The sequence below is a fragment of the Anabaena sp. TISTR 8404 genome, assembly GCF_056847745.1.
The window spans coordinates 972,502-988,090 of sequence record NZ_CP180578.1 but is presented as its reverse complement, the minus strand read 5'-3'; the positions used below and the strand labels follow the sequence as shown (position 1 = coordinate 988,090).

Below are 15,589 nucleotides of genomic sequence, written 5' to 3'. Positions count from 1 at the left end.
TACCTATCAATAGCGAAATACCGCAGCTAATGGCGTATCATCTGGCATCTCAGCCGACTCAACTGCATAGACAATACCGCCATTTAAAATAGTTTGAGTTGCAGCGAAATCTAATAATTCCTCGTCGTTGGGTTCTGCGTCGGAATGTACCTGAACTGTTTGGGTATCTGAGTCAAAAGTACCCCACTGCTGTTGACCGAGGGCGACAATTAACTTGTCAACTCGTCCCTGACAAGCTGCCGGAATAGTTTCCGTAATTTGGCTGGAAGCTTTTCCAGTTCCTAGCAGTTCCCTGTATTGATTGATTGCGTTTTGCTGTGCTTGCAAAAATAATGGTTCTACTATTTCCCAAGCTTGGGCGTGTAATTCTTCTGGTGATAGTAGTTCTGGATTACCTGTTATTCCAGCATCCACAAGATAAGGATAAGTATTTGCTTCTCGGTAAATCGGCAAAAGATACTCTACTCCAGCCAGCACTAAGGGAGCGTGTTCTGCTTTGAATAACTCCTGCAACGCTTCATTGACCCGATGAAAGTATATGCTGAGATTTTCTTTCTCATCCTCATCACCAGCACCATGACCGTGAAATACCGTGACTCCACTAGGAGCGGCGCGTCGTCCACCTGTTGCGCCTGGAGTGCCTGTATGAGAAGGAGTTTGCCGTTCTGGTTCGTCAAACCATAGTACTTCTTCCAGACTTGGTAGTATACCAGTTAAATCAATTTCTTCAATATGATGGTGAGTGCCTTCTAATAGCCGAATCAGATTATGGCTGAGAGCCAGGATATAGAAATGTCCATCGCTCTGGAATAAGGGGAATAGAGGTTTAAGGTAAAAATGGTTACTAACAGTTACTAGTTCTGCAAAATCTATAGGTAGAGAGTAATATTGGAAAAAATCTTGTGAGCGGAAGATTGCTAAACCATTACTTTGATGTTGCCAAAATTCATACTCATCTAGCTGTCTGACTGGTTCGAGTAAGTTTTTTGCATCTTCAGAACGCCAACCATGCTCAATCAAGCGTTCTTCAGCATCTCGAATTAAGTTCTTAAACCGGATTGGGTTTTGTTGCGTGTCCATCCCGGCATGGCAAGTTGGGAGAAAAATTGATACACAGACTTCTCTGGGTTGTTTTGCTAGTGTTTCGAGTTCTGCAATAGAGAGTAATTTCATTCGTTTGCCTCCTGTGTTTACAGAGAAAAAGTAGAACTGATAGTGGCGTTTTTTCTAGCCTCCAAGTTAACTTCTAATCCTTCTGCTGTTTGTATGATATTGGTATTTAAATTTGCACAAATAAATTGCATACGCTGACAGATAGCAGTGAATTCTTCGCCCTTGGCTAGGTCAACTCGCGTGTAAGTTAAAAATACAGGTATTAAACGCAACTTACATAAGCCGCGATCGCTCACTTCTACCAGAAACACAAAAGACCAATCGTTACGCAACACAGGATCAACTGCATAATCATCCAGAAAATCCCCTGTGTCATAAAGGATTAACCCTTGTTTGTACTGTTCTACACCTTGGAAAAGGTGAGCAGAATGACCGTGAAAGATATCAACACCCCTATCCACGACTGCGCGAGCAAACTGGCGAAAGTGAAGCGGAGGTGAGATGACCATATTCAGCCCCCAGTGAGCCGAGAAGATAACTAACTCTGCCCCAGCTTGACGTAACTGAGCGATCGCAGATTCTATCAGTGATAAAGTTAACAAATTTGGACTAATTTCTAGATAATTAGTCCCTGGAGAATCTTTAGTCGCAGCACAATCAGGCTCGTTATCTGTGAGGGCAATGATACCAACACGCAAACCTGCAATATCCATGATGATGGGAGTTGTAGCCTGACTGATATCCCGCCCCGCCCCAGCATGGTGAATTCCCGCCACATCAAGATATTTCAGCGTATCTAGTAAACCCTGGTCATCAAAGTCGAGGATGTGGTTGTTGGCAAGATTAACACACTGAATATTGGCAGCACGAAGTACTTCTACTGCGGCGGGATCAGCGCGAAAGTGAAAAATTTTTGGCGTTCTCCTGCACTCTTGAGTATTTTGAGTAATGGCACATTCCAAATTAGCGATGACAGCATCCGCACCGCGCAAAATCGGCAAAACATCTCCCCAAAAGGACTCTGCTGACCTCCGGGGAATCTCTTCGTTGACACCCCGACCCAGCATGACATCACCGATAAATGCTAAAGTGACGGACTTTGCCATAGGCTCTTGCGAATGTATTGTTTTATCAGGAAGGGGATGAAGTAAGTTCTTAACTTTTACATCAATTCGTATTTAAACGCAGAGAATCGCAAAGTCAGCGCAAAGGAGCGCAGAGTACTTCCCTGAACGATTCACTACGAATTTATGACTGAGTTTTGAGTTAAGGATTTTTTACTTCTTACTTTTCACGGTATCTGGAAAACCTCTCTCCAAACCTCTCTCCTCGTAGGAGAGAGGCTTTGACTTCTCCCCCTTCCCTACGAGGGAAGGGGGCTGGGGGGGTTAGGTTTCTTATTGGTTTATCCAACATAACGTGAAAAGTCAGTTTTTACTTCTCCCCTATCTATCCCTTTGCTTTTACGACAACAGATTAAGCAACGTTAATCTTGACGGATTTTTTCTTTTCGCCTTCAACTTTCGGGATGGTGAGGGTGAGAATGCCGTTTTTGTATTCGGCTTGTGCTTTGTCGTTTTGAACGTGTGCAGGTAGTGGAATGACTCGCTCAAATTTGCCATAACGGAATTCAGAGCGGACTATGCCTTTTTCTTCTGTCGTGGTTTCTGATTTGCGATCGCCACTGATCGAAACAGATTCTTCTGTCACTTCCACATTCAAATCTTTTGATTCTAGTCCCGGAATTTCTAGTCTGAGACGAACTGCGTCAGCAGTTTCTTCCATTTCGGCGGAGGGTATAAAGGTAAGTGCAGAGACTCCGCCATCACCACTGGGGAACATCCGTTCAAATAGGCGGTTCATCCGTCTTTGCAGATGTTCAATTTCCCGCATAGGCTCCCAATGAAATGGTTCCCAACGTTCAATTTCTTGGAAAGGTTCCCAACGAGTAATCGCCATAATCGTTGCCTCCAATCATGTGTAATTTAAAATTTGATATTTCAACTTGATTGCTACTCTTGCAGCTTTCACTTCAGTATGAACTGATTAAGCTAAAACACATATTCATGGCATAATCACTTCATGCGATCGTTGACCATTGGCTGTCAACACTTATATATACAAGCCTGATGTGAAACAGCTTAACAAGTAAAGACTCTCTTACTATCTTGAGGTTAAAAGGAAAATTTGAGGAACTTGTGAGGAAGTGGTTGATGCTCCCTAGACTATTCATAAAGTGTTTGAAATCAATGGTCTTAACCTTACAGGTGATGCTTACCAATTAGTCTGACAGTACTAGCTTGGAGTCCTTTATCGCCTTCTTCCTCTGCAAAACGAACTTCGTCTCCCACCTGCAACTGCTCAAAATCACCATTGAATAGACTGTTGCGGTGAAAATAAACTTCGCTACCATCAGGTGTTTCAATAAAACCGTAGCCTTCATCAGAGAACAACGACGCAATTCGTCCATGAGGCTGTTCTTCATGAGTCTTGGTTTCCTGACGCAGCATACTGGTGTGGTCTTGCAGTTTGCGCTTGGCTGCATCAAAAGCATCACGAATTGCTACATAAATATCCTCGTGGGATTGATGTTCAGGTGGGTCACGTCTGACAACGATTTCCCCTGTTGGCACAGTGATGTCAATTCGCACCTGATAAAGTTTACCGTTACGGTGATGTCGATGTGGAGCATCAACTATGACTCGACAGCTGGTAATCCGGTTATAAAAATGCTCTAGTTTATCGACTAAGGAGCGAATTTTTGCTTCTACCGCTTCTGATGGTGGAATGTTGTGAAAGGTGATTTGTAGTGGAATTATCATGTGTTCTCCTATTTCTCAAGTATCTCTTACCTGGAATGACAGATTGCTCAGGCAAGGTGCTAATTAAGATGCGTTTTCCCAATCACATAACAACTCATGCTCTTGTTTCACAGGGAGTTGACGGAGGGGAACTTGAGGAGTACCAATATCTGTTGAATGTTGAGATAACTGTTTTTTCTTAATTACCTTTTTTACCTGCAATTTTGGTTGAGTGGTTGTGATGGTCATTCTACTCACCTCCCACACTAAATCAGGAAGGAAAAACCGTTATATCTGCGAAATATATAGCAGCAATTACAACTCAGTAATCAATGTATATGAGAATTTTGAACTTGAATTATTAACCTTTACTTTCATTTCTATTATTTCTCTAAAAGTCAATACCAGCGAAGAAACGATAAAAAAGTATATACAATCTCTTTAAGAACTAACTGCAAATTGCTGTGTCAAAAGTTCATGAATTGCAGAATCACTGATTTGGACAAAGTTTTCATACCAGAGAGCGATCGCATACAAAGGTTCTGGTTTTATTAAACATATAATTTTATCTACCTCGCGGCTTAATTCTTGACAAGTTTTGGCTAATCCTACAGGAACTGCAACAATAATTTGCTGAGGCTTTTGTTCTCTGACAATAGCAATAGCAGCACGCATGGTTGAACCAGTGGCGATACCATCATCTACAAGAATAATAGTGCGATTGCTCAGATCTAATGGCGAAAGATGACCTCGATAAGCTCTGTCGCGTCGCTCTAATTCTCGTTGTTCCCTAGCTGCAACATCATCAATTGTTTTCCCGGAAATCCCCAACCAACTCACAACTTCATAATTAAGTACCCGTAAACCACTAGAAGCGATCGCTCCCATTGCTAATTCTTTATGTCCTGGGACAGTCAGTTTACTCACCAAACAAATATCCCACGAGACATTCAAAGCTTTGGCTACTTCAAAAGCAACAGGTACACCACCACGCACCAGTCCCAACATTAATACATCTGGACGATGGGCGTAATCTGTCAGTTTGTTAGCTAATTGTTGCCCTGCTTCAGCGCGATTTTGGAATCTTGTTTTGATTTGACTCATAGTAGCCATAACTGACCGCCGCTTACAAGATATCTTTCAGGTTAGGTAACAAATTTGAGAAAGTTGTGAGGAAAGCAAAACTACCTCACAAGTTCTTCAAATTTTTCTTTTAGCATCAAATTAAAGCCAAATAATTGAGCCACGTTGCACTTAGAAATTTAAACACTTCCGACTTAGAAAAACTGGTGAATTTACTATGCAAAACTTATCTAATCAACCAGTGAAAAGCGCTCATGAACTCAAAAGAAAGTATGAAGCAGGAGAAAGAAACTTTCGCGCAGCCGAGTTATCTAAAGCTGACTTACAAGAAACTTATTTAGAAGGAGTAGACCTCAGCGGAGCTAACTTGGATGCAGCCAAACTTAGTAGAGCCGACTTGAGTGGCGCTAATCTCAGTGGAGTTTATTTAAGAAAGGCAAATCTGAGGGGAGCTAACCTCAGTGGTGCAGATTTGTTCAAAGATAAATTGGTGGGAGCAGATTTAAGTGAAGCTGACCTCCGAGGCGCAGATTTGAGAGGAGCTAACTTGAACGGCGCTAATTTAAATGCAGCCAAATATGACAGCTACACAGTGTTTCCAGAGGATTTTGACCCTGTGAGCGCCAAAATGATGCAGTTGGAAGAATAACAAGGAGATATGTTATGACTCATGTCCTGACATCTGAGAAAGTCTTCCCTCGAATGGTAGAGTTACGCAGACATTTACACCGCCATCCTGAACTGGCATTTGAGGAAAAAAAGACAGCATCCATCGTTATAGATGAACTTAAGCGTTTAGGTATTCCTTTTTGGTATGGCGGGGTGGGTAGTGGCATCATTGCCAAGTTGATCAATGCTGGACAAGAAGCACCGAAAATTGCCCTGCGGGCTGATATGGATGCTCTTCCCGGACAAGAAAATACAGGATTGCCCTTTGCATCTCTTCATTCAGGTAAGATGCACGCCTGCGGTCATGATGGTCACATGGCTATGGTGTTGGGCGCAGCAGCTTTATTGAAAGAGAATCCGCCACCGGGAAACGTGGTTTTCATCTTTCAACCTGCGGAAGAAAAGGGTGCGGGCGCGAAAGTGATGATCCAATCTGGTGCTTTAGAAGGAGTAAATGCCATCTTTGGCGGTCATGTCACCCGTCACTACCAGGTCGGCGAGATTATGGTTGCCAAGGGAGTAATTACTGCCCAATCTGATGGCTTTACTATTCGTGTCAAAGGTCGAGGCGGACACGGAGCTAGACCTCATGAAGCTGTTGATGCTGTAGTTGTTGCTGGACTGCTAATTATGGCCGTGCAAACCCTCGTTTCACGAGAAATCAACCCCGCCTATCCCTCGGTAGTTACCATCGGTAAAGTAGAAGCAGGTAGTGCAGGTAATGTCATCGCTGAGGAAGCAATTTTGGAAGGTACTATTCGCACCACAAACTTAGATGTGCAGAACTACATAATTGATGGATTGAAGCGTATAGCTACAGCCGTGGGAGAACTGCACAATGCCAGAGTAGAAGTAGAAATTCGTCACGGATACCCACCTGTGATTAATACAGGAAAAGAGACAGAAATTGCCCGTCGTGCTGTAGTTGATATCTTGGGTTCCAAGGGATTAGCCATAATGGATCAACCCAGTATGGGAGCAGAAGATTTTTCTTTCTACTTGTTACAAGTTCCTGGGTGTTACGTCAGATTTGGTGCTTGTCAACAAGGTTGTGAAAACATCCCGTTGCATAGTCCTTCCTTTGACTTTGACGAACAAGCATTGAAAGTTGGCGCAGCTTTCTTTGATCGGGTGGTTCGAGAAGCGATCGCAGAATATGCAGAAAATTCCTAGTACCTAATTACAACGTATGGCTGAGATAGAATTCAAAAGCTCTCCTGAGTTCTCTTTGGGGATGGAAATTGAGTTGCAATTGCTCAATCCTGATACATTGCAATTGGTAGATGGTATTTTACCTCTATTGGCACAAAATCCTGAAAATTCTTGGATTCAGCCAGAATGTAACCAAGCAATGGTAGAGATTGCCTCTCAGGTTTGCTCAAATATTGCTGAGTTAGAAGCCAATATTGTTGCTATTCTGCGTGACCTCAAAGCCAGATGCCAACTACTGGGGATGACGATTTGTGCAGCCGGAACTCATCCATGTTGCGATCGCTTTGCCTCTATCACCCCTATTCCCAGATATCTGGCCCAGCAACATACATCTGGCTATCTCGCAGATTTAATGATGACTTGTGCGGTTCAGCTTCATGTAGGAATGCCATCGGGTGATGCAGCTATAGATATTATGGGCAGACTCAAACCCTATCTCCCCATTTTGTTGGCTCTGTCTGCTAGTTCGCCTTTTTGGTGGGGTCACGATACTAGCTTTGCTTCCTTTCGCCAAAGGTTCTTATCATCTTTGAGAAGTTATGGTATTTGTCCCACTTTTAAAAACTGGCAGGATTTTGCGAATTTCTTTGCTACTGCTCAACATGCAGGGATGTTTGAGATTATTCGCGATATCCATTGGGATTTGCGTCCCCAACCTAATTTCGGAACTCTTGAGGTGAGGGTGATGGATGCTCAACCAACGATCAAAGAATCGATGATGCTGGCTGCTTTTATCCATTCTTTAATTGTAGATCTGCATCATCACAGTCAAGGAAAGCAACCAGAATTTTTGTTAACTCCTCTTCCTTGGTTGATTGAAAGAGAAAACTACTTTCGCGCCTCTCGTTGGGGTTTAGATGCTAATTATATTGAAGATGAACAAGGCAATAGCAGACCCATCAGGAATATAGTTAAAGATATCTTGAATGTACTAGCAGAAACTGCCGATACTTTGGGAAATAGTTCATATCTATTCCAATTAGAAAAAAGATTAGACCAAGGAGCAAGTTATATTCGACAACGGCGAGTGTTTGAAAGCACAGGTTCTGTAAAAGCAGTAGTTGCTTCTTTAGTCAGCGAGTTAGAGGATGACTTATGTAATGTAAGAAAACAGGAAGTAGAAAATAATCAGCTTTCTTCAACAACTTTTTCTCTGTCTGCACTTGATTAGTTATTTATGCCAAGCATTACTTATATATTCTACAGATTTTTTTGGCATTTTTTAAATTATACGCTATTGGTTTTTGCTTAAAAATAATTGTAAAATTCCACTAATAAATATTATCAAGCAACCTATTATTTGTAATCTTGAAATAGTTTCTTCATAAACAGATAAACCTAAAATAGTTGCTGCCAAAGGTTCTAAATATGAAATCATACTATATTCGTATGCCTCTAACCTTTTGAGAGAAGATATAGCCAATGTCACAGCAATAAAACCATGCAAAAAACCTATAGCAATTAACCAATATAAATCTGTGTATTTCAATTCTATTGAAGTAATATCGAAGCAGAATAAAAGTGCAATCACGCCAAACATTAATTGCCAAAAAGACCGAACCAAAGAAGATAATTCTGAGTTTATTTGTTTATTTTCCACTATAAATAGTCCATAAAATATAGCAGACAAAATTCCCCAACAGTATTTGTTTAAATCTATTTGATTAAAAGATAGTTTAAACTCAAGTAGAAATAAACATCCTAAAAAAGCAAAACTGAGTAATAATATTTTTGATAATGTCAAGCTTTCCTTCAAAAAAATTACTGCTAGTCCCGTAGCAATTAATGGGCCAAGATACAGTAAAAATACAGCATTAACTAAGCTTATCGTATTAATAGCTTTTATGTAAAACAAAATACACAAAGATAAAAATATTCCACTTGAGATTAGTGCAAAAGAGAATCTTGTACTTTTAATTAAGTTAATTCTATTAGTTAGGAAGAGATACAATACTAAAAAAAAGAATCCAATTCCAAAACGTGACAATGTAATGATTTGTGCATTTGCTGAAGTATTCCGCACAAAAAATCCCAATGAAGCCATTATAACTGATGCAATACTTCCTAACAGATACCCCAGAAATTTTTGCTGATTCATTACTTTTTTCATCTATCTTTTGACAGAATCAATAATAAGATATCTAACTTTTTAGCGTATTTATTTATGACAAACTTTTCTCAAATTATCTCAGCTATTGACACCCACACCGCAGGAGAACCAACGCGAATTGTTATGAGTGGTTTACCAATAATTCCAGGAACGACAATGGTAGCAAAAAAGCATTACATAAAAAATCATTTAGACTACATTCGTACTCTTCTCATGCACGAGCCTAGAGGACATAAAGAAATGTTTGGTGCGATTATTACTCCACCAACAACTAATCGCGGTCAATACGGCGTTATTTTTATGGATAATGCAGGTTATGTCGATATGTGTGGGAGCGGAATCATTGGCATAACTACAGCTCTCATTGAGATTGGAATGATTAATAAAACAGAACCAGAAACAATTATTATGTTCGATACGCCCGCAGGCTTAATTGAAAGTCATGCTAGGGTTAAAAATAACCAAGTATATGAAATATCTGTTGCTAATGTTTCTTCTTTTTTATACGCCAAAGATATAGAACTAGTGCTTCCTAATTCCAGAAAAATTACTATTGATGTTTCTTTTGGGGGTAACTTTTTTGCTATCACTCACGCAAAGATTCTAGGTGTTTCACTTCAAGCTGAAAATATTTCAAAACTAATCGAATTGGGAATGATGGTGAAAAAAGCAGTTAATGACCAATTTAAAGTGCAGCATCCCATAGAACAGCATATTAATACAGTAGAATTAACTGCTATTTATGAGCAACCTAAACCTTATCAACCTTACTCTAAGAATGTAATCATTTTTGGTAATGGTCAAATGGATCGTTCTCCCTGTGGTACTGGTACTTCAGCTATTATGGCTACACTGTATGGTAAGGGTAAACTTCAATTAAATGTCGAGTTTACTAGCGAGAGTATCATTGGTTCTAGTTTTAGGGGAAAACTGGTTAGGGAAGTTCAAGTTGGTGACTTCGTTGCAGTAGATCCCATGATTACTGGAGAAGCATTTATTACAGGAATTCAACAGTTTGTAATCGATCCAAGAGATCCAATTAAATACGGTTTTGTTATTACTTAATAATTAAGTTTTGCTTAATTCAAGCTAATTCAATCGTTTCTAGGAGTGCATGGTGTTGGTACTCCATCCCGTTACTATATTCTCAGCAATAATCACGTTTTGGCTAACAGTAATGATGCTGCGGTGGGTGATCCGATATTGCAACCAGGCCCCTTTGATGGCGGAAATGCTTCCACAGATGTCATCGCTCGTCTGAACCGATTTGTAACGATTGACTTTGAACCAACAATTCCTAGAGAACAACACCGCAACCTTGTAGATGCTGCGATCGCAGAAGCACCATTCCATGATATTGATCGGGAAATCTACTGGTTGGGTTATGTGCGAGGCTGGCGGCGCAAGCAGGATGTAACTGTGGGAATGCCTGTGTTTAAAACTGGACGCACTACGAACTTTACAAGCGGTAGAATTACAGCGATTAGTGCCACTGTTGATGTCGGCTATGGTAACGGTAGAACAGCCCGTTTCAAGGATCAAATTATTACCACTAACATTTCTGCTGGTGGTGATTCTGGTTCATTGGTGGCGACTTTGGTAAATAATACCCCAGTGGTTGTAGGATTACTATTTGCTGGCTCGTCGGTAGCAACTATTGTCAATCAAATCGAGAATGTGCGATCGCTCCTGCGGGTGGAAATGGCAGAACAGATGCTCTAAGAGTTTGTTTGAAAAGTCTTAAAGTATACTACAAACCCCTCTCCAAACCTCTCCCCGAAACGGAGAGAGGCTTTGAAACCCCCATTCTCTCGTAGGCAAGGGGGGCTAGGGGGGTTAGGTTTTTTAGACTTTGATGTTAATGAACATACTTTTCAAACATCTTCTAAAAGATTAGTCCACTAACCCAACAATATTACTTATGGACTAGAAAAACGTTAAAGGAGGAAAGAGGAATCAAAAACCTTTCCTCTTTGTTCGTTTTTCAGCCAAACGCCATCCCGAAGTTAAATATTCAGTTGCTCAATAGTCTGGCGGAGAATTTTACTAGAATGTTGTAACTGTTGTAATTCAGTTTGATTCAACGAGAGATTCAAAATTCTCGTAACACCCTGACGGTTAACTACCGCAGGTAAACTCAAACACACATCTTGAATACCATGAATATCATTAATGAGGCTGCTGATTGTTAAAACTCGGTTTTGATTACGTAGAATTGACTGTGTAATTTGGGCTACTGCCAAGCCAATCGCATAGGAAGTTGCTCCTTTACGCTGGATAATCTCGTAAGCAGCATTCTTCACTTGTGCAAAAATTTCTTGTAATTGCGGATCTATCTGTTTGCCTTCTTCCCACTTTTCATCTAGAAAGTGCATTCCAGATATATTTACCTTGCTCCAAACCGGAACTTCACTATCACCATGTTCTCCAATAATGTAAGCGTGTAAACTACGCGGGTCAAGTTGAAACTTTTGGGATAACAAATAGCGAAAACGTGTAGTATCTAAGACTGTTCCCGACCCAATTACACTAGAACTAGGCAACCCAGAAATTTTGAGACAGACATAAGTCATGATGTCTACTGGATTGGTAACAATCAGCAAAATCGCTGTTGAACAAAATTTAACAACTTCTGGAATTAAGCTTTGAAAAATTTCTACGTTTCTGTTTACTAAATCTAAACGGGTTTCTCCTGGCTTCTGCTTGGCTCCAGCAGTAATAATGACAATATCTGCATTCTCGCCATCCGCTAAAGTTCCCGCCCTAATTAATGTTGGTTCAACAAAGGGGAGTCCATGTTGTAAATCCATGACTTCCCCTTCTAATTTGTGCTGATTGATATCAACAATTACTATTTCATCTAAGATATTTTGGATCAGCAGTGAATAAGCACAAGCCATCCCTACCTGACCTGCACCAACAATTACTCCTTTACGAGGTTGGCGAATGATAGGAGAAATAAATTTCTCCCCTGATGAGGATGTAAATAAGTTTCCAAAAAACATACAAACAATTAACCTATGTAATGCCCATCTTCCTTTAACCTTAGAGCCTCATTTGACAGACCGAATGATTTAACTCGTTGACCAACGCAGCATTGCACAAACTGCTGTTTGATCTGTGGTGTTGGATTGATTTGTCCACTCTTTCAAAAGAGTTTTTGGCAGCGTTCTCACCATTTCTACCATAACTCCTGCGACATCGTTTTCTGAAAACTGTTGCGGGATTTTAGCTTGCAACTCTGGCGATCGCAGATAATCCAAAAACCCGTGAATTAAAATGGGAGCGTTGCCCGCAGGAGGCGTAAAAATTAACGCCTCATTCTCGGCGACAGCCCGCGAGCGAAACTGCTCTAAGTTTCCCCAACCGATATATTCACACTGCAACGATTTGCCAATCATGGTTGAACTCCTTGGCTCCAATCGGGACAGAAAATTAAATTACATCCATCTTGACAACTCAATCACGACTCACTGCTGACCCCTTGAGTTGTTCGCCCAGTCAAAATCGAAAATGTGCGATCGCTCCTGCGGGTAGAAGTTGCAGAACAGATGCTCTAAAAGTTTGTCTGAGTCCATTAAGTCCGCTAACGTGATGTGAGTTGACGACTGGAACAACCTCTTCTCCAAACCTGTCCTTACAAGGAGGGGTTTGGAGAACTTAAGTTAGGACTAACTTGTAGTCCTAACTTCTCGCTTGTGGCTGGCAAAAAGTTAAAATTGAATTATTTTTTTTCTCCAAAATAAAACCCCAATGCTGAGCCAATTAAACCGACTTGAGCAGTAATTATTAAGGTGGAAAAATCTTTTGCACGGTTGTCATTAAATTTATTATTATTACTATTCTTGTTATCTGGATCTATAAAAAAAGCAATAAATGATAAAGAAATAGTTAATGTAAATATAGCCAGTAAGCACAATGCTAACTTTTCACGAGTAATATTTATATCTACTTTTTTTTCTTCCAGTTGAGTTTTAGGTTCATAACTCACTAATTTCATTGGCGGCATTTTATCCTCAGAGTTAGGATTTTGTTTTTCATTATTCATAAGAAATAATATATAAGGTCAATAAGTTTAATTTATCTAGTCTGTAAATTTTAATTCCTTTATTGTATTGTTACTAGTATTTTCAAGTAAAAGCCTTACATTTGGATTTTTAAGTGTCTTCCATAGATGCACTTCTGTGGCAATTGCTTGTAATATTACTGTGAATATACCATTCTCGGCTCTTCGCTCTTTAGCTATTTTATCTAAATCATCAAATAGCTGTTCGGGAATAATGAAAAAGTATTCATCACCCAGTTTCAGTGTTCTATTAGTATCTGATTTGTATGAATTTTGTGGTTCGTATGAATTTTGTTGCGACATATTTGGTTAAAAATATATTCTAGTAATAATTGATAGAAATTGTAAGGATTTAGGTGGAACGTAGTTGATAAAGGAGATAAGAGTGCGAGAGCATCACTGCCATAAGCTAAAACACAGTAAAAGCCATTCCAGAAAAAGAACTAAACCAATTGTCAAAGGAATAGCTTCCGTAATTTTAGAGCTGAATCCTTACTAAAAATTTTCCCAGCTACTTAAAATTTTAGCCTTTTCATTGTAATAGCTGCCCAAGTAGCAAGAATATCAAGAAAGTGTATTTCCTGAGTGGAAAATTCAAAATGTCGTCGATAACTAATAAATATAACTCCACAAACAACGCCTTTATCTAATTGGTCTACAGTAGTTAAGCTATTTTTTGGTTGACTTTTGACTTCTGTCCTTTCCATCATTTCCATTTCCACCAACGCACCTTTTATTGAATTAACCACCCAAGGTAATGGTAAAATTGTATGTACTTTAAATTCATCTTCTAGCTTTAACAACAAGCCAACTACAGATTTAATATCTTCTCTAATAGAAAAATTTGAATCTTTAAATAGCTCTTCTTCTGGTGATTGAGGTTCATAGACATCTAGTTGCGGAATATAGACACTTTTTCCTTTGTTTATCAGCCGATATGGTACTTCATCTTCATTAATATCTTTATATGATGCTTTGTCGTTTTTGAGTTTTCCTGCACGATATGGTGGGAATATAAGTTTTTTGTTTTTTGCATCATATTCGTAGATAGTAACAATATCTGCACCGAGAATATTCTGAATCATAGCAGCCAAATGTTGCAATAGTTCATTCCTATCTGTCACATAAGAAAGATATGCCGTCAATGAGTGTAGCGCAATTAATTGATGTGTATATTGACGTAGCTTTAAATATGATACAGCGTGTTTAATAGCATTGTTTGCTGTAATATTAAAAGACTCCAACAACCGCTTTTCATCAATAGTAAATTGATGCTCATCTCTAAAATGAATATACAAAACTCCTTGTTGATGATCAGCAAACAATGGCAAAGCTGCTATAGATTTTATTCCTTCTGCATATAGCTCTGAATTAAAATATTTTAGCTCTTGAAGATTATGTCTTTGAATAGGTTCTGGTATTAACTGAACTGTTTTTTCATTGATTGCTTGTTGTCCAATTCCATTTTTACGAGGCAAACATGATTGAATTATGTGACGACCAGTACGACCTGCAAAAACTCCATAAAGAAAATTTATATATTCTGAGTCAGATTGTTGTACTTTTCTGTCATTTGGTAGTTTTAGAAAATGTAGGCTGGCTGAGTCAGCATTCACAAGTGATATTGCACTTTGTGCAATAGTTTCTAATAAATAAGAAAATCTGGTCTGGAGAATTTCTACAGCCTTACTACAAATAAATTTGGTTAATTGAATCGCTTGTTGAGGCTCAATAGCTTTACCGTGATTACGATCTTTATAGACTACCTCCACTGTACCAATCACTTCTAATTCCAAATCTTTAGGCAAAGTGGGTGGTTCAATAATAGTATGCTGTCCCTTACTTTTGTCACTGTTGTCATTTCCCTTAAACCAATCTTCGTTAAAATCCGTTTCATGCCATTTCCTTGAATAATGCCAATTATAATTTTCAAACCAATTTTTTTGTATTTTGCCTTCTATATCTCTACATATAAAAATAGGTGTAAAAATACGGACTAAATTTTGATGGTTATAGCGATTATATACCCATTCATCAAAGCGTGAGTCCCATCCAGCAATAATCTCAGTTTTATGACTGAAAAAAATATCTGCTTGAATATCTCGCAAGTCTGGATCTTCTTCTAAATAGTGTTTAGCTATACCAGCCCACTCACTTCCAATTACCGTCTCAATTGTTCTTTCCCAAGAACTAACTAACTGTATTGCTACAACATCAAAGTTTTGTGATGATTGAATTTCTTGAGAAATTTGATGAAGAATTTCTTCCTGATTGGCTATTTTAGAGGTAATATTCTCTATTTCTATGCCAGCATTGAGAATATTTTCGTTATGTCGCTGGACATTGCCTACTGCATCAACAATTTTGGTAATAGCAACATCTACCTGGTTTCCAATTGCACGGATAGCTCCCACTTGTTCTATTATTTCTAATTCTGTTTTTTCACGATGAATAACCATAATAGCCTCCGCAAGAATCTTGAAAATGAAATTGCAATTAAATTATTTTCTGACGAAAAATAAACTATTAAGTAAA

17 protein-coding genes are annotated in these 15,589 nt (G+C 39.2%); 5 read left to right on the top strand and 12 right to left on the bottom strand.

Going from position 1 to position 15,589, the window contains the following annotated elements; genetic code table 11:
* Window positions 1–6: 6 nt before the first annotated feature.
* The 6 genes from ACMX3D_RS04245 to ACMX3D_RS04220 all read right to left on the bottom strand — a co-directional run bounded on the left by ACMX3D_RS04245 (window position 7) and on the right by ACMX3D_RS04220 (window position 5,009).
* The gene (locus ACMX3D_RS04245; RefSeq protein WP_482750221.1) at window positions 7–1,173 is read right to left on the bottom strand and encodes a baeRF7 domain-containing protein; all 1,167 of its coding nucleotides are present in this window, start codon (window positions 1,171–1,173) and stop codon (window positions 7–9) included.
* A gap of 17 nt (window positions 1,174–1,190) precedes the next feature.
* Complete coding sequence (locus ACMX3D_RS04240; RefSeq protein ID WP_482750220.1) at window positions 1,191–2,219, bottom strand: CapA family protein; 1,029 nt, start codon at window positions 2,217–2,219, stop codon at window positions 1,191–1,193.
* A 370-nt stretch (window positions 2,220–2,589) separates the two neighbouring features.
* Window positions 2,590–3,072 (bottom strand): Hsp20/alpha crystallin family protein, encoded by a 483-nt coding sequence (locus ACMX3D_RS04235; RefSeq protein ID WP_482750219.1) that lies wholly within the window; start codon window positions 3,070–3,072, stop codon window positions 2,590–2,592.
* Window positions 3,073–3,374: 302 nt separating this feature from the next.
* On the bottom strand, window positions 3,375–3,935 hold the full coding sequence (locus tag ACMX3D_RS04230; RefSeq protein ID WP_482750218.1) for an HPF/RaiA family ribosome-associated protein: 561 nt from the start codon (window positions 3,933–3,935) through the stop codon (window positions 3,375–3,377).
* A 63-nt stretch (window positions 3,936–3,998) separates the two neighbouring features.
* Complete coding sequence (locus ACMX3D_RS04225; protein WP_482750217.1) at window positions 3,999–4,163, bottom strand: hypothetical protein; 165 nt, start codon at window positions 4,161–4,163, stop codon at window positions 3,999–4,001.
* A 192-nt stretch (window positions 4,164–4,355) separates the two neighbouring features.
* Window positions 4,356–5,009 (bottom strand): phosphoribosyltransferase, encoded by a 654-nt coding sequence (locus tag ACMX3D_RS04220; RefSeq protein WP_482752273.1) that lies wholly within the window; start codon window positions 5,007–5,009, stop codon window positions 4,356–4,358.
* Between the two features lie 205 nt (window positions 5,010–5,214).
* On the opposite strand from ACMX3D_RS04220, the gene ACMX3D_RS04215 reads away from it, so the two are divergent.
* From ACMX3D_RS04215 to ACMX3D_RS04205, 3 genes are read left to right on the top strand one after another with little or no spacing between them, the layout of a single operon-like run.
* Window positions 5,215–5,646 (top strand): pentapeptide repeat-containing protein, encoded by a 432-nt coding sequence (locus ACMX3D_RS04215; protein WP_482750216.1) that lies wholly within the window; start codon window positions 5,215–5,217, stop codon window positions 5,644–5,646.
* Window positions 5,647–5,660: 14 nt separating this feature from the next.
* The gene (locus ACMX3D_RS04210) at window positions 5,661–6,839 is read left to right on the top strand and encodes a M20 metallopeptidase family protein (RefSeq protein WP_482750215.1); all 1,179 of its coding nucleotides are present in this window, start codon (window positions 5,661–5,663) and stop codon (window positions 6,837–6,839) included.
* Between the two features lie 16 nt (window positions 6,840–6,855).
* Window positions 6,856–8,049 (top strand): carboxylate-amine ligase, encoded by a 1,194-nt coding sequence (locus tag ACMX3D_RS04205; protein ID WP_482750214.1) that lies wholly within the window; start codon window positions 6,856–6,858, stop codon window positions 8,047–8,049.
* 63 nt (window positions 8,050–8,112) lie between these two features.
* On the opposite strand, the gene ACMX3D_RS04200 is transcribed toward ACMX3D_RS04205, so the two are convergent.
* Window positions 8,113–8,976 carry a DMT family transporter gene (locus ACMX3D_RS04200; protein WP_482750213.1) on the bottom strand — a complete coding sequence of 288 codons (864 nt, stop codon included), beginning with the start codon at window positions 8,974–8,976 and terminating at the stop codon, window positions 8,113–8,115.
* 66 nt (window positions 8,977–9,042) lie between these two features.
* Between ACMX3D_RS04200 and ACMX3D_RS04195 the strand changes: the two genes are divergently transcribed.
* A complete protein-coding gene (locus tag ACMX3D_RS04195) occupies window positions 9,043–10,053 on the top strand; it encodes a proline racemase family protein (protein WP_482750212.1) in 1,011 nt (336 codons plus the stop codon).
* A 45-nt stretch (window positions 10,054–10,098) separates the two neighbouring features.
* On the top strand, window positions 10,099–10,710 hold the full coding sequence (locus ACMX3D_RS04190; protein ID WP_482750211.1) for a chymotrypsin family serine protease: 612 nt from the start codon (window positions 10,099–10,101) through the stop codon (window positions 10,708–10,710).
* A 284-nt stretch (window positions 10,711–10,994) separates the two neighbouring features.
* On the opposite strand, the gene ACMX3D_RS04185 is transcribed toward ACMX3D_RS04190, so the two are convergent.
* The 5 genes from ACMX3D_RS04185 to ACMX3D_RS04165 form a co-directional block, all read right to left on the bottom strand.
* A complete protein-coding gene (locus ACMX3D_RS04185; protein ID WP_482750210.1) occupies window positions 10,995–11,993 on the bottom strand; it encodes an L-lactate dehydrogenase in 999 nt (332 codons plus the stop codon).
* A gap of 69 nt (window positions 11,994–12,062) precedes the next feature.
* On the bottom strand, window positions 12,063–12,389 hold the full coding sequence (locus tag ACMX3D_RS04180; protein ID WP_482750209.1) for a hypothetical protein: 327 nt from the start codon (window positions 12,387–12,389) through the stop codon (window positions 12,063–12,065).
* 323 nt (window positions 12,390–12,712) lie between these two features.
* On the bottom strand, window positions 12,713–13,036 hold the full coding sequence (locus tag ACMX3D_RS04175) for a hypothetical protein (protein ID WP_482750208.1): 324 nt from the start codon (window positions 13,034–13,036) through the stop codon (window positions 12,713–12,715).
* Between the two features lie 36 nt (window positions 13,037–13,072).
* Window positions 13,073–13,357 carry a hypothetical protein gene (locus ACMX3D_RS04170; RefSeq protein ID WP_482750207.1) on the bottom strand — a complete coding sequence of 95 codons (285 nt, stop codon included), beginning with the start codon at window positions 13,355–13,357 and terminating at the stop codon, window positions 13,073–13,075.
* A gap of 212 nt (window positions 13,358–13,569) precedes the next feature.
* Window positions 13,570–15,513, bottom strand: coding sequence for a GAF domain-containing protein (locus ACMX3D_RS04165; protein ID WP_482750206.1), 1,944 nt, complete (start codon window positions 15,511–15,513; stop codon window positions 13,570–13,572).
* Between the last annotated feature and the right edge of the window lie 76 nt (window positions 15,514–15,589).

What these genes read in the sequence shown, in the direction of transcription:
- ACMX3D_RS04230 (WP_482750218.1), bottom strand. Translation starts at nt 3,935, where the DNA reads ATGATAATTCCACTACAAATCACCTTTCACAACATTCCACCATCAGAA.
- ACMX3D_RS04165 (WP_482750206.1), bottom strand. Translation starts at nt 15,513, where the DNA reads ATGGTTATTCATCGTGAAAAAACAGAATTAGAAATAATAGAACAAGTG.
- ACMX3D_RS04180 (WP_482750209.1), bottom strand. Translation starts at nt 12,389, where the DNA reads ATGATTGGCAAATCGTTGCAGTGTGAATATATCGGTTGGGGAAACTTA.
- ACMX3D_RS04235 (WP_482750219.1), bottom strand. Translation starts at nt 3,072, where the DNA reads ATGGCGATTACTCGTTGGGAACCTTTCCAAGAAATTGAACGTTGGGAA.
- ACMX3D_RS04175 (WP_482750208.1), bottom strand. Translation starts at nt 13,036, where the DNA reads ATGAATAATGAAAAACAAAATCCTAACTCTGAGGATAAAATGCCGCCA.
- ACMX3D_RS04170 (WP_482750207.1), bottom strand. Translation starts at nt 13,357, where the DNA reads ATGTCGCAACAAAATTCATACGAACCACAAAATTCATACAAATCAGAT.
- ACMX3D_RS04200 (WP_482750213.1), bottom strand. Translation starts at nt 8,976, where the DNA reads ATGAATCAGCAAAAATTTCTGGGGTATCTGTTAGGAAGTATTGCATCA.
- ACMX3D_RS04225 (WP_482750217.1), bottom strand. Translation starts at nt 4,163, where the DNA reads ATGACCATCACAACCACTCAACCAAAATTGCAGGTAAAAAAGGTAATT.
- ACMX3D_RS04245 (WP_482750221.1), bottom strand. Translation starts at nt 1,173, where the DNA reads ATGAAATTACTCTCTATTGCAGAACTCGAAACACTAGCAAAACAACCC.
- ACMX3D_RS04240 (WP_482750220.1), bottom strand. Translation starts at nt 2,219, where the DNA reads ATGGCAAAGTCCGTCACTTTAGCATTTATCGGTGATGTCATGCTGGGT.
- ACMX3D_RS04185 (WP_482750210.1), bottom strand. Translation starts at nt 11,993, where the DNA reads ATGTTTTTTGGAAACTTATTTACATCCTCATCAGGGGAGAAATTTATT.
- ACMX3D_RS04215 (WP_482750216.1), top strand. Translation starts at nt 5,215, where the DNA reads ATGCAAAACTTATCTAATCAACCAGTGAAAAGCGCTCATGAACTCAAA.
- ACMX3D_RS04195 (WP_482750212.1), top strand. Translation starts at nt 9,043, where the DNA reads ATGACAAACTTTTCTCAAATTATCTCAGCTATTGACACCCACACCGCA.
- ACMX3D_RS04210 (WP_482750215.1), top strand. Translation starts at nt 5,661, where the DNA reads ATGACTCATGTCCTGACATCTGAGAAAGTCTTCCCTCGAATGGTAGAG.
- ACMX3D_RS04205 (WP_482750214.1), top strand. Translation starts at nt 6,856, where the DNA reads ATGGCTGAGATAGAATTCAAAAGCTCTCCTGAGTTCTCTTTGGGGATG.